The organism is Sphingomonas sp. Y38-1Y (assembly GCF_032391395.1).
Lineage (GTDB): Bacteria > Pseudomonadota > Alphaproteobacteria > Sphingomonadales > Sphingomonadaceae > Sphingomonas.
Map to the genome: position 1 here is coordinate 691,306 of NZ_CP135916.1, position 13,380 is coordinate 704,685.

At 58.3% G+C, this 13,380-nt stretch carries 11 protein-coding genes, 1 tRNA gene and 1 pseudogene; 6 read left to right on the forward strand and 7 right to left on the reverse strand.

From position 1 onward, the window contains the following. The 3 genes from RS883_RS03095 to RS883_RS03105 all read right to left on the reverse strand — a co-directional run bounded on the left by RS883_RS03095 (position 1) and on the right by RS883_RS03105 (position 2,438). Positions 1 to 861 (reverse strand): cell division protein FtsX, encoded by an 861-nt coding sequence (locus RS883_RS03095; RefSeq protein ID WP_315762580.1) that lies wholly within the window; start codon positions 859 to 861, stop codon positions 1 to 3. Further along, a complete protein-coding gene (gene ftsE / locus RS883_RS03100; RefSeq protein WP_315762582.1) occupies positions 858 to 1,565 on the reverse strand; it encodes a cell division ATP-binding protein FtsE in 708 nt (235 codons plus the stop codon). Before ftsE ends, RS883_RS03095 begins: the two co-directional genes overlap by 4 nt. Before the next feature lie 78 nt (positions 1,566 to 1,643). Beyond that, positions 1,644 to 2,438 carry a DUF1134 domain-containing protein gene (locus RS883_RS03105; RefSeq protein WP_315762584.1) on the reverse strand — a complete coding sequence of 265 codons (795 nt, stop codon included), beginning with the start codon at positions 2,436 to 2,438 and terminating at the stop codon, positions 1,644 to 1,646. A 187-nt stretch (positions 2,439 to 2,625) separates the two neighbouring features. On the opposite strand from RS883_RS03105, the gene RS883_RS03110 reads away from it, so the two are divergent. Together RS883_RS03110 and RS883_RS03115 are read left to right on the forward strand one after the other, a co-directional pair. Next, positions 2,626 to 2,718 (forward strand) — tRNA-Ser (locus RS883_RS03110). Between the two features lie 426 nt (positions 2,719 to 3,144). Further along, positions 3,145 to 4,333 (forward strand): annotated as a pseudogene (locus RS883_RS03115) (IS3 family transposase). Positions 4,334 to 4,446: 113 nt separating this feature from the next. Here RS883_RS03115 and RS883_RS03120 read toward each other — a convergent pair. The 4 genes from RS883_RS03120 to RS883_RS03135 all read right to left on the reverse strand — a co-directional run bounded on the left by RS883_RS03120 (position 4,447) and on the right by RS883_RS03135 (position 7,242). Then, the gene (locus RS883_RS03120; RefSeq protein ID WP_315762586.1) at positions 4,447 to 4,881 is read right to left on the reverse strand and encodes a DUF5681 domain-containing protein; all 435 of its coding nucleotides are present in this window, start codon (positions 4,879 to 4,881) and stop codon (positions 4,447 to 4,449) included. After that, a complete protein-coding gene (locus tag RS883_RS03125; protein ID WP_315762588.1) occupies positions 4,878 to 6,164 on the reverse strand; it encodes a DNA methyltransferase in 1,287 nt (428 codons plus the stop codon). Before RS883_RS03125 ends, RS883_RS03120 begins: the two co-directional genes overlap by 4 nt. A gap of 413 nt (positions 6,165 to 6,577) precedes the next feature. Further along, the gene (locus RS883_RS03130; protein ID WP_315762590.1) at positions 6,578 to 6,877 is read right to left on the reverse strand and encodes a hypothetical protein; all 300 of its coding nucleotides are present in this window, start codon (positions 6,875 to 6,877) and stop codon (positions 6,578 to 6,580) included. Further along, positions 6,874 to 7,242 carry a DUF6998 domain-containing protein gene (locus RS883_RS03135; protein ID WP_315762592.1) on the reverse strand — a complete coding sequence of 123 codons (369 nt, stop codon included), beginning with the start codon at positions 7,240 to 7,242 and terminating at the stop codon, positions 6,874 to 6,876. Before RS883_RS03135 ends, RS883_RS03130 begins: the two co-directional genes overlap by 4 nt. 1,425 nt (positions 7,243 to 8,667) lie before the next feature. Between RS883_RS03135 and RS883_RS03140 the strand changes: the two genes are divergently transcribed. The 4 genes from RS883_RS03140 (at position 8,668) to RS883_RS03155 (ending at position 13,360) form a co-directional block, all read left to right on the forward strand. Beyond that, positions 8,668 to 9,756 carry a glycosyltransferase gene (locus RS883_RS03140; protein WP_315762593.1) on the forward strand — a complete coding sequence of 363 codons (1,089 nt, stop codon included), beginning with the start codon at positions 8,668 to 8,670 and terminating at the stop codon, positions 9,754 to 9,756. 368 nt (positions 9,757 to 10,124) lie between these two features. Continuing rightward, complete coding sequence (locus tag RS883_RS03145) at positions 10,125 to 11,321, forward strand: O-antigen ligase family protein (protein ID WP_315762595.1); 1,197 nt, start codon at positions 10,125 to 10,127, stop codon at positions 11,319 to 11,321. A gap of 17 nt (positions 11,322 to 11,338) precedes the next feature. Beyond that, positions 11,339 to 12,694 carry a hypothetical protein gene (locus tag RS883_RS03150; RefSeq protein ID WP_315762597.1) on the forward strand — a complete coding sequence of 452 codons (1,356 nt, stop codon included), beginning with the start codon at positions 11,339 to 11,341 and terminating at the stop codon, positions 12,692 to 12,694. A gap of 156 nt (positions 12,695 to 12,850) precedes the next feature. Continuing rightward, positions 12,851 to 13,360 (forward strand): serine O-acetyltransferase, encoded by a 510-nt coding sequence (locus RS883_RS03155; protein WP_315762599.1) that lies wholly within the window; start codon positions 12,851 to 12,853, stop codon positions 13,358 to 13,360. Positions 13,361 to 13,380: the final 20 nt, after the last annotated feature.

Genomic DNA, 13,380 nt, shown 5'->3' on the forward strand with positions numbered 1-13,380 from the left:
TCACATCCGCTTGCCCAGCGTGCGCAGCACCGCCGCGCGGGCCGCCAGCGCCGCCAGCAACGCGAACAGGAGCGGCAGCACCGCCAGCACCGCCCAGTCGCCCGCGCGAAGACCGATGCCGGCGACGATCTCCGCTCCCAGCGCGCCCAGCCGCGTGCCGAAAAAAGCCAGGAACGCCAGCGCCGCCGCCGTCCCGATCGCGCCGCCCGCCAGCGTGTCGATGGCGATGCGCCGCTGGAACAGCCGCGCGACCTGGACATCGGTCGAGCCCAGCATGTGAAGGACGGCGATCGTCTCGGCATGGGTGTCGAGCCCTGCGCGCGCCGCGAGCAGCACCACCGCCGTCGTCGCCGCCGCGACCAGCAGCACCAGCCCCGCCGCCAGCCCAGCCAGCGTCGCGATGAAGCCGCGGATCGGTGCCAGCCAAGTCGCGTGCCGGTCGATCCGCGCATTCGGCGCCGCCGCCCGCACCGCGCGCTCGACCGCGGGCAGGGCGCTCTGGTCGGCAAGATCGACGTCGATCATCACCGGCATCGGCAGGTCGGCGTCGAGCCCAGCCTCGCCCAGCCACGGTTCGAGCAGCGCCGCCAGTTGCTCGCGGTTCACTGCCTCGGCGCGCTCGACACCGGGTGTGCCCTTCAACCGCGCGACCAGCGTCGGCGCGGCCGGCGCGTCCTCGGTCAGCTGCACCGTCAGCCGTCCGGCAAGCTCGGCATCCAGCGCGCGCGTCGCCGTCCAGGTAGCGAGCCCCAGCGCCGCGGCGAGCACGGTCAGGAACAGCATGATCGCCATGATCGCGCGCATCGCCCGCATCGTGCGCGCATCGTCCAGCCAGCGCCGCTCGGGCGGGTGGCGGCTCATCGCCCTTCCTCACGCGGCGGGTGGCGCAGCGCACCGGTGGGATCGACCAGCCGGCCCTTCTCGATCCGCATCATCGACGCATCGGGCACGCGGCCGAGCAGGTGGAGGTCGTGCGTCGCGACGACGACGGTAGTGCCGAGCTTGTTGAGGCTGTCGAACAGATGAAGCAGGCGATCGGCCATGTCGGGATCGACATTGCCCGTCGGCTCGTCGGCGACCAGCATCTCCGGCCGGTTGATGACGGCGCGCGCGATCGCGATCCGCTGCTGCTCGCCGCCCGACAGCGTCGCGGGGCGCGCATCGGCCCGGCTGGACAGCCCGACCCAGGCGAGCATCTCGCGAACCGCCTCGTCCAATTCCCCCTCGTCATGACCCGCGAGGCGAAGGGGCAGGGCGATGTTGTCATAGGCGGTGAGGTGCGGAAGCAGTCGGAAATCCTGGAACACCACGCCGATACGCCGTCGAAACCCCGGCAGCCGCCCGCGCGGCAGCGTCACCGCATCCTCCCCGAACAGCCGGATCACGCCGCGGCTGGGCCGCTGGGCGAGATAGAGGAGGCGCAGGAGCGAGGTCTTGCCCGCCCCAGACGCGCCGGTCACGAAATAGAAGGCGCCCGCCCGAAGCGCGAACGACAGGTCGGACAGCGTCTCGGGTCCGGTGCCATAGCGAAGGCCGACATTCTCGAACTGGACGATGTTGGCCATGGCTGACGATTGCGACCCTCAAGGGCGCGAGCCATCGCACGCCCCAAGCGGCGGCTCAAGTCGAGAAGCGGGTCGAACTCAGAAGGGCAGCCACTTCGACTTCTCGGTGAAGCGCATATAGCCGACATTTGCGCCCAGCCGCCACCCGACGCCCAGCCGGATCGGGATCAGCACCACGTCGCCGCGGCGAAGATACGTCGCGGCGAACCCGCCGACGAAATAGACGCGCCCCTCGGCTGCCGGAAAGCGGCGATAGAGCTCCTGCGAATCATAGAGGTTGTAGACGAGCACGAACACCTTGTTCGCATCGCCGCCGACGTCGAAGCCGAGCGACGGGCCGGTCCAATAAACCGGGCGCTGCCCCTCGATCTTGTGCGTCATCACGCCCGAGCCATAGCGCACGCCGACGACGAACGCGCCCGCGGCCTCTCGCCCGGCGATATAGGCGTTGGGGCGACCCTGCTCCGACAGCAGCTTTTCCAGCATGCCGGCCAAGCCCTGCGCGCCCTTGCCGAACACGCCCTCGGCCGCGGTCATCAGGTCGTCGCGGGCAAAGGTCTCCTCGGCAGCGGCGGTGCGCGCGGCGGTGGCGGCGCCGTTCGGGGCGGTCGCCGCCGCCGGCGGCGGCGCGTTCCGCGGCGCGGGCTCGGCGGGGGGCAGGTCGGGCGCGGCGGAGTCCTGGCCGCCGGGATCGACGGTCATCTCGTCTTGGCTGAGCTCGCTTTGCGGCGGCGGCGGCGTCGACGCGCGGCCATTGAGGTCGGCATCGATCGCGCTGTTGGGATCGATCGTGCGCACCTGAGCCGACAGCGGCGCGGCACCCGCCATCGCCAGCGCACCCAGCGCGAACAGCCACTTGCCCGACATCGTCATTCCCCCGGTCCCTAAAGCACACCACCCTGTCGCGGAACGATACAAATATCACGGCTGAAGCAGCAATGAACGGGCGACGGGCCGAGTCGATCGCGCGCCGGATCGAGTCCACGCGATTGCGCGACGGAAGCTGTTGATTGGACCCGGGCCCCTCGCTATAGCGCCGCCTTCAGCGCCGATCGGACCCGGAGACGTGGGTGAGTGGCTGAAACCAGCGGTTTGCTAAACCGCCGTATGGGTAAATCCCGTACCGAGGGTTCGAATCCCTCCGTCTCCGCCAATCAGTCTCAAGTCCCTCGAAACAATAGAGAATGTCGCGCGGAGGCGCCCATTTTCGCGCGATCTCAGTTCGGTTCGGTACCGCAGAGAAGCTGATGCAAACGGTCAGTCGAGGATTCGCTCTGCCTTTCTCCGCCGCAAGCGGCCGCGGTCCGGTTTCGAGAGCGAATGCCTGAATACCCTGTTATGCCGTGATCAACGGATTCTTTCTCCGCCTGACGACCGAAGGCCGGCGAAATTCTAGGCGCGTGCAGAGGCTTAGCCCGAGTTTAACCCCCATCATCCGAAGGGAAACAGGTTCGGAACAGGAGGTTTGCTGGCCAACAACAGGGTATAATCCTCAATGATCACGCGTAGACGGCTTGACGTGACCCCCGTTTCTTCATCCACCTGGACCTAGAGACCGGCCCCTCGATGGGACGGACAGATGAAGCGGAAGCAGTTCACGGAAGAGCAGATCATCGGCATCTTGAAGAAAGCCGAGGCGGGTGCGGTGGTGACGGAGCTGTGCCGTAAGCACGGGGTGTCGAGCGCCACCTACTATGCTTGGAAGGCCAAGTTCGGCGGCCTGGAGGTGTCCGACGCGAAGCGGTTGCGGGCGCTCGAGGAGGAGAACGCCCGGCTGAAGCGGCTGCTGGCGGACACGATGCTGGACAACGCGGTTCTGAAGGATCTGCTGTCAAAAAAGTGGTGACGCCCGCCGCGAAGCGGCAAGCGGTCGCGCATCTCCAGGCGACGCTGGGGATGAGCGAGCGGCGGGCGTGCATGGTCGTCGGGCCGGGCCGCACGAGCATGCGGTATCGCTCTTGCCGGGCGGATGATGGAGACTTGCGGTCGCGGCTATGCGAGCTGGCGCAGCAGCGCCGGCGGTTCGGCTATCGGCGGCTGCACATCCTGCTTCGCCGGGACGGTATCACGATCAACCGCATGAAGACCCAGCGGCTCTACCGCGCGGAGGGCCTGACGGTGCGTCGCCGTAAAGGACGAAGGCGTGCTACAGGCAGCCGGGCACCCGCGCCGATGCTGGCGCTCCCGAACCAGCGCTGGAGCCTGGACTTCGTGCACGACCAGCTCGTCACCGGCCGGCGGTTCTGCGTGCTCAACATCGTCGACGACGTGACGCGCGAATGCCTCCGGGCGGTGGTGGACACGTCGATCTCGGGCCGGCGGGTCGTGCGCGAGTTGACTGATCTGATCGCCGAGCGTGGCAAGCCGAAGATGATCGTCAGCGACAATGGGACCGAACGGACCTCGAACGCGGTGCTCGCCTGGTCCGGCAATACCGGCATCGCGTGGCATTACATCGCGCCGGGCAGGGCGCTCCTGAGCTTGTCGAAGGGCCGACGCAGAACGGGTTCGTCGAGAGCTTCAATGGTCGCACGCGCGACGAGCTGCTCAACGAGACGCTGTTCTTCACCATCGGTCAGGCCCGCTCGATCCTGGCGCGCTGGGTCGACGACTATAACACCGAGCGCTCACGCTCCTCGCTCGGCTACACCACCCCGGCGGCGTTCGCCGCCGAACTTGAAAGGCAACAGGCGGGGTTAACCCCGCCCGTTGCTTCACCTGCGCTCATGCGCGACAACACCGGTCGGTCTCTGGTTGCCGCTGGATGAAAGACGGGGGTCACGTCACTGACATCCGACAAGTCGATCCGACATCAGCCGGAACCCGCAGACAAAAAGGCCCCCGCTTGGGGGGCCTTTCGATAACGATCAGTAGCGTTGGATCACAGGCGCTTAATACGCTTCACCCAGACGTCCACGGCAGTGCGAAATGCCGGATCAGCCGTCCCCGTCGGGCTTTCGTGCAGCATTCGGAACATCTCTGCGTTGCCGAGTTCGGGATGACGTCGCATGCGTTCTTCAAGCGCCAGAGGCCACCACTTCATCCAGAAGTTGATGGCTGTAGGATTGCCCTTCGCCGCCAAAGCGAAGATCCGCTCGAGCAGAAGTTCTCCCTTGGTGATCGTTCTCGGACCCGACGGGCCATCGACGGTGATTTCCTGGTCAGCAATCTCGGTGATGTCGCGGAGGATCTGGCTGGGAACCATCAGGCGGCGCCGTTTGGCGGGGCGGCCACGACGATTGCCAGACGATCCCGGCATAAACCGACCATCCTTGCCGCGCTGAGGCCGAGCCTCATCATCATTACGATCGCTCATGCTGCCTGCTCCTCAATCTGAGCAGCACGAGCACCGGCTACCTCGTCGAAGGACCTGCCGTCCCCTGCGAGCGTGGCCGTAATGCGAAATCGCGCCTGCATTCGCTGGACGATCGTATCACAATAGATGGGGTCCAACTCGATACCGTACCCGCGCCGCTTGGTCGTCTGTGCGGCAACGAGCGTCGTCCCTGATCCCGCAAAGGGATCAAGGACGATCTCCCCTCTTCTCGAACAATCGAGAATGGCGTCTGAAACCATGGCCACCGGCTTAACCGTAGGGTGCATGGCCAGGTCGCTATTGCGCGTCCGACCGAAGCTGTTCGCCCCGGCATACGTCCACACGTTCGTACGAAAGCGGCCGTTCTTGCCCAGTTCGATGTTGTTGCAATGAGGCGCCTTCCCGGCCTTGAACACGAAGATGAACTCGTGTCCCGAACGATAGAGCGACCCCATGCCGCCGTTGGCCTTAACCCAGACGCAAATGTTCTTCAGCTCGCTGTAAGCGTTCGAGCCCGCTTCAAGAATGTGCTCCGTGTGACTCCAATCCATGCATTGATAGTGCATCGACCCGTCACGGGAGTGACGAACGAGTAGCGAAAATACCTTTACCAGAAAGCTCTTGAACTCGAAGTCACTCATTTCACCGGAAGCCATCGGGAACTCGCGGTGCCTACCACTTCCTGAAACATGCCCGTTGATCCGCACATTGTAGGGCGGATCGGCAAAAATCATCGCCGCCTTCTCGTCCCCCAGCAAAGAAAAATAGGTCTCAGGCATGAGCGCGTCGCCACAGACCAGGCGATGGTTGCCGATGTTCCAGATGTCGCCCGGTCGCGTAACTGGCATCGCTGCCGCTTTGGGCAGTTGATCATCGGGTGACAGCTCTTTCCCGATCTCGGCCACGTCCAACAGTCCGTCCACCTCGGCCAGGTCGAAACCGGTCAGGGTGAGATCATAGTCCTCCTCAAGATCGGACAGATAGCGCAGCTCAATCGCAAGCAGATTCTTGTCCCATCCGCTCTTCTCAGCCAGCCGGTTGTCCGCAATTACATAGGCGCGAACATCTGCTTCGCTCATCCCGCCCAGAAGGATGGTCGGCACTTCAGAAAGGCCAAGTTCACGCGCCGCTTCGATGCGGCCATGGCCAGCGATGATCCGATCCTCCTCGTCGATCAGCGCGGGGTTCGTGAAACCGAACCGCTGAAGCGACTTCTTGATCTGCTCGATTTGCTTTCGGGAGTGCGTCCGGGGATTGCCTGCGCGCGGGCGCAGCTCGGACAAGTTCCGATACAAGATCTCATTCTTAGTCATTGCAATACCTTTCGATCAAACGACCGGAACGGTACGCGCCGAAGCACGCGGTTCCGGACTAAGTCCAAAACCACGTGTCTCATTTGAGAATGACGTGGGACCCAAGCAAACCGAGCAGCAGGCGCGATAGGCTTGAATTGAATTGCAGGTGAAGAGTAACGCTGATGATGGCTACAGTCAACTCAGCTAATCGCAAAAAGTATTCGCCATTTACCTGGTGTATTACTAGTTCGAAGCACCACTTACTCGGCAAGGCGGCTCGCGATACCGCTTATCTGTCGAGGCCTCGCTGTCATCGACATTCAAGCGATGGGCGATGGCTCCGTCGACATGCGTGGAGGTCGCCGCGGTCTTTACCGAGATCCGGTGATCACCCTACCGCCCTATGCCTCTCTCGATTTCGCGACGGCGATGATCTCGGCGCCGAGCTGCCTGGTGTTGCGCGCGCCGCCAGCCGAGTTGAGCAGCGACACGCCGAGATCGGCGGCTATCTCCTTGAACACGGGCAACACCGGAGCGATCGATTGCCCATGCTCTTCGATCGCAATCGTGCCGCTCTCGAATTGTACGATGCGCTTGGCGCCGACCGTCGCCTCTGCGGCGATCGCGAGCTGATCGAGCGGGACAGCTATCCTGAGGCGCCCGCGGAGGCGATATACGTACTCGGCAGGACCTTCGATCACGTGGGTCGGCAGGGCGGAACAGGGCAGTCAAGCAGCTCTTCGATCGACGCTTCATTTTCTTCCACATTGAGGCGCAGGACGATCACCCGATCGACATGCTGATGCGTGCTCTTGCGAAAGGAGACCTGGTTCGAGGTCGTCACCGTCTTGACGGAGATCCGTTCGTTCTCGGCGCTGACGACATCATAGCCATGTTGGTTGGTCGACAAGGCCATCTGGCCCCGCGTAATCATCGCGGCGTAGAGCTCGCCGATGCGGCCAGTCAGATGCCCGAGTTGTGCCGGCTGGACCCCCCAGGCGAGTTCCTTTTCGAACCACGCGAGCGCCTCGCCTAGCGATCGGATGATTTGGACCTGCGACAGCATTCGACGCTCCTATAAGGGAGCGCGCTGCCGCCGATCGGCTTCGTCGTCGCTCCTATGTCCTCTCGGGGCGACGGCCTGAAGCCGGATGTTGGAAACCTGTCTTGCGGCAGGCGCATGCGCCTTTACCGTTGCCGGCTGGACATGCGCGCATGCCACCCGGCCTCAGCAAAGCTGTGACCGAGCTGGCAAGAAGGGGTTTCCACGCCCCGCTCCCGAGTGTCGCGGGAGCCGGACCACATTGCTCGCGACGGCGCCGCAGGCAAGTCGTTTTCGCGAGCTGCTCGTGACTGCATGCGGGCCAAAGATCCCTTGTTTGGATTGCATCAGGGCAAGCCTGCGCGACCGAGTGCCAAGATCACGCTTGTGCAACTTGACCAGCAAGTTGCGTCGACGATCGGACCCATTTTCGCTTCAGCGCGTCGATAAAATGACGGCGGGTTAACCTTGCCGGTCTTTTTACCGAGGAGCCCAACAGAACGTGACGGCGCGAGCACACTACGCTGATGGTTGCCAGCCCGGATCGCGATGCACGACGACCACAAATCAAATTTATCTCACGAGGATCGCCTTCGATACCTAACTCACTCGTGATGGCGCGTGGGCAAGCCGGCGTTCAGAAGCGAGTTGACTCATAACCAGGCACTCGCATTCGTTCTGCCACTGCTCCAAGCCGTCCCTTCATTCATGCGTCGTCGGGCAACTGTTAGCCGCATTGTACCTGCCCGAATCATACGTTCGCCAGTGCTATTCTACTTTATTCCCTCAAACTGTCTTGTGGGTGTCATCGCCGCAACCGAAACCAAACAATCTCCAATTAGCGAAGTGTGCCTGCTGATGAGCAGGCTCCCGGGATTAAAAGTCGCTCACGGCTCAGCCGTGTAACTGCCCTGACAGCACGTGGGTGGAGGATAGACACCTTTCCTTTCGACGATGTGAGTGAGCTCTGCTGAGCTCTCACGAGATGAAGACGCTGCAGAAGTTCGCCAGCGTGCACGCCAACATAAACTACCAATTCAGCCTCGAACGTCATCTTGTCGACTGCCAGATCTACAAGGAACGCCGCTCAGCGGCTCTCGCAGAACGCGGGCGCCTTTAGGCTAGCCACTGCTCTCGAAGACGAGACTGCATCGCGCAGGGACAGGTTCGCGTCAGACTGAAAGCACCTTAAAGAGGCCTCCTGTAGGCTCGCTTGTCCGTCGCTCGAGCGCCTCCCACGCTTCGGTTGGCGCTCCTAGAAACAGATGAACCTAAGCAATACTGACAGCAGTTCCGACATCTGTTATAACGGGATAGCCTTAATGATCTTGGCAAGTGTTGTCGGACGAGGCCTGCCGAACCATCGTCTAAGCGATAGCAAAATAACAACGGCCCCCTTTTGGACGGAAAGCTTCTATGAACGGCCGAGCTCTCATTCTCTGTACGCAAATGGAATACGGCGGAGTTCAGGTCCGCGCGCTAGAAATCCAGAAGTACATTACGCAAAGAGGCGGAACTGTCGATGTCGTCTTCCTCTACAAGAAGCGCGAAATATCAGATCGCATAAACAATCTGAAATGTCTGATAGAGGGCAAGCCGAAAAACCCCTTTAACGTGCTAGTCGCATTAATAAAGCTTTTTCGCATGATACGATCAGGAAGGTACGATTGTGTCGTGGGTTTTGCTCATTATTCTTCGCCAATCGCCACATTTCTCGGCTTTATCGCAGGGGTTCCAACTCGCATAGCTACGCAGACTAATCCTCCGCACAAATCTAAATTCGCCGCTGTTCCGCTCGACAAGGTCTGCGGAACGCTTGGGATTTATACATCGAACATAGCAGCTTCCAGAACGATAGCGGATAATCTTCAATCTTATCCAAGGATGTATCTGGAGCGGCTTAAAGTAATAAACAACGGCATAAGAGTTATGAATCCGTCTATGACTAAGAACGAGTCGCGGGAAAGATTTGGCGTTTCGGATGGAGATGTGCATCTGGTTAGTTGCGGTAGACTATCGGATCAAAAAAACCATAAGTTCATTGTGGAAATGATGAGCTATCTCCCGAGCCACTACAAACTAAGCATCGTTGGCGAAGGCGAGCTTAAAGACAATATCCAAGCACTTATCAATAGACTAAAATTGGCCAACAGAATTAACTTAGTAGGAGGTTTAAATTCCAATGACGTGGCGAACTTTCTGATCGGGGCGGATATCTTCCTCTTCCCGTCAAAATACGAAGCCTTTGGTTTGGCGATGGTCGAAGCAATGGCTGTCGGCATTCCCGTTGTATGCTCAAGCCATCCGGCTCTGGTTGAGGTCGGCGGATCGGCGGTCGTTGCCCTCCCGATTGTTGATCCGAGCTCATGGGCAGCAGCGGTCCTCAAGCTTCAAAAATCTGACACGAGAGAACGATATATCGCAAACGGTATGGATCAGGCTCGGACATTTACTTCCGACGTCATGAGCCAAAAGTTCATGACTGAAATGTTCGGCAAAGTGCTCGAAGCGGAGCATAAACTACAAGGGGGTCGGTAAAGCACAGCACTTGGCGATTGGGGGCGCGAAATTTGTTGCTAGCGGTGCTGGAGCAGGGCGCGCCTCGTTGAAGCCGCCGATCGCCGACCGTGCAATCGCTCACTGGACGGCGGCGCCCTTCCAGCCAAGTTCGGCTCTGGCCACCAACCGCCCAAATGGGTATAAAATCCCGACGGGCTTGGCATCCCAATTGAGCATGCAAAGGCGCGTTGGTCAATCTTATCGTATGAGCCGTTGGGTTTTAGGCAAAGCCCTAAGTACGTTGTCGAGACATTTAGAACAGTGACGCGGTTGAAAGGGTGTATTTGGTGCCATCAAAAGGTGTTATCTCGTACGATCGAATCCTAACAGGATGGATCGCCTTTTCGGTGGCTGCCGCATGCCTTGTATCCATCGGGCCATTTAACGATCAACTGTTTGCCTTTCCGGGTATAAGTCTGGCTGAGGTTCAGCAATACTTGACCATTGGGTTTTGGTCATTTGCGGGATTGCTGAGCTTGATAGTCGCAAAAGGCGATAAGCTTTATCGTCTTCCGCTGTCCATTATTGCATTCTTCATCTATGCGGCGCTGAGTGGCATTTGGGCCACTAGCACAGTCGATGGTGTTCAGAAGGGTGCAATCCTAATTGTCGTCGCCGTGATGGTGTACTTAACTACCATGGCATTAGATGCGCGCCTTTTCATCCGTTCAATCCGAATTAGTACTCTTTTAATCTGCCTCGCCTCTTGGCCGGTCGCTATTCTCCGGCCTGAAATTGGAACATCAGCATCGTTCTATCATACAGGTGCATGGGAAGGTGTTTTCAATAGCAAGCAGGCTTTGGGCATTAGTGGAGCTCTGGCGCTATTTAGTTCAATATGCCTCGTTATGGATAGGGATAGCAAGCCAAGTATCCTCGGTATTGTGTGGCTTACCTTTATTGCAACGGTTGGTGCCGTTACATGTTTCATGTCTGAAAGCCGGGGCGCGGCGCTTGTAGTCATAGTATCTACGATCATGATTTATATCGGTAGCAAGTCCAGGACGGCGCGGCACCTATTCGCCCTTGTTCCCATTCTCACGCTTGTCGTAGCGGCTGTCCTAATCGCAATTCTCGCTGTCAGCGGCGATGACGCTTATCAGGTTGGCTCACAACGAATAGATCTTACCCAAAGAACGCTCATCTGGCATCATGCATTGCTGCATTGGTTGGACCGCCCACTCTTTGGTTTCGGAACAAACGGATTCTGGAATATAGAGGCTGTTAACAATTCATTTAAGCTTCAATATGGCTGGTTTATTCCGAACTTCCACAGCGGATATATTGCGATTCTGACAGAACTTGGACTTGTCGGATTCGTCCTTTTTGCAATTATGACCTTTGCCTATAGCTCTCGGCTATTTAAGATTGGCGGCATTGGTGTTCGAAGCGATATCTCTAGGATCGTAATCCTGGGAGCACCAGTGATAATTTACATCTTAAATATCTCCGAGACCTTCTTTGGGCGGTCAACAAACTTCGTAAACTGCCTGTATCTGTTTACCATGTTTCAAGCATCAAGGCTGTTGCAGAGGCTTGAATGACAAGTCGGGATTTGAACTTGGCTAAATTCACTAGTAAGCGCAGGGCAGCCTTTCGTAACCTGTTCTCAATGGGTGCGCTGTTGATCCTTCCAGCGGCCGCGTTGTCGGCAAGACGGCCGCTAGAGAGGGAGCCCTTAAAAGGCACACCCGCTGAGAAACTGGTTATTGCGCTGAAAAGCAAGTCGGCTCTTCTCGACGTCTCACGATCAGTCTCACTAATCGAGACCCTCGGATACGGCGAGGTTGGACGCGGCTCGGCACGCTACGTCAGAGACCATGCAATTGCTCCCGAAATTGTCAAACAAATTCCTGAGGCCGTCATCGTCGCAAAGGACGGTAGTGTATTCCGGATCGCTGAGGAACTTCCAACCATCTACCATTTTGGGGGCGTCGGTACTGGGTACCACGATGACGCCGACGCGTGGGCGGCGTTGTGCCGCTTCGCGGAGACAACGGGTGCCCGTAGAGTTTCGCTCGCAGGTGCAATCGTTGGAGCGCGACGTCCATTTATTCTGCCAGCCGGGGTCAGTCTCGAAGCGCGTGGGGGGCAGTTTAAGGCTCTTTCTAACTTTATAGGCGAAACCGTTGTTTCATCACCTGAGAACCAGCAGTATCGCGATCTAACCATTGATCTCCTCGATATTGATGTTGATGGACAGATGAGTAGCGAAGGGCGCCCGATCGGCGGATTATGCTTTCCTTGGGCATCATATGTAACGATCGATAAAATATTTGTAAGGAACTGTACCGGTTTTGGAGTGCAGATCAGAAAGGGTGTTGAAGGCGCCGTCTCAGGCAGTACGCACGAGCTATTTTGTAGCTATATATCGATTATGGCGGCCCAAAACGTGTCGAAAGACGCTGTCGGGTTTTCTGTCGATGGCTCGGATCATTGCTTTCAGTATGGTGTGGTGTTCGGATTTGCTGTTGGGGGAGCATCTCCAGGCTCAAATAACTTCTTGGGTACTTGGCATGTCTGGAGCCGTTATCGCGAGGGTTGGACGCAGATGCGACTGGGTTGGGATGCAAGCGGCGAAGGAAATCGAGCCGTCTTGGAGATTGACAGTCCCGGCTGTGTAGATGCCTCCGAACCCTCAAGTCTCGCCAATGGTCCTGTAGGAGTTCACCTCCATAACCACGCTATTAGAAACAAGATAGAAATCCTGATCAACGTATCTAGGTGGGGAAGTGCATCCTCCATGCCGAAGCCCAAATCTATCATTCCCATCTTTATCGAAACAGGCGGTAACAGAATAGACCTAGATATTGTCGACTATTTGGGTAGAGTGAGAAAGAACTCCACCATATCCGATTCTCGTGTTGTGTACTCCGACGAGAAGCTAGCGCCCAAGAACATTGTCAGCGGCGGCTAATATCCTAGACGCACAAAGAGGCATCTCGCATCTTTACGTGTAGATCTCCGGTGAAAACTTGGTGTGCAAACGGTGTCCAAGGTTGGTGCCGCGCGGCTAATTGGGTGTTCCCTCCAGACTCGCGGCGAGATCTTGGAGGTAACGAGGGAATATCAGATGGTAAAAAAAAATAAAACAATAACGGCCTTTGTCTTTCAAGACTGGCATGCAAATTCAGGCAATTTCAAAGGTAGAATATTCCTGGCGTTGTACCGCCTCGCTAAGTGGTTTCATGATGGCAACAAACCTCTGAAAGTCCTAGGTACTCCGATCATTGCAGGGTACAAGATTGTAAGCCAATTCGGCTTTGGCTGCGATTTTCCATTAACGCTAAGTCTGGGGCCAAGGGCGAAGATCGTGCACATACACGGTTTGGTTGTTAACCGAAAAACAAAGATCGGTTCGGATGTGGTCCTTAGAAACGGCGTTACCCTCGGAATAAAGGGCGACGGATTCCCAGGAGCGCCGATCATTGGCGATCGCGTGGAGTTCGGGTCAAATTCAATTGTTGTTGGGCCTGTTGAGGTCGGCAACGATGTTAAAATCGGCGCAGGCTGTGTTGTTGTGAAGAACGTACCTTCGGGAGCGATCGCGGTCGGCAACCCTGCGCGTCTAATAATCAGATGATTGTTGGCCTTTGGGCTTTT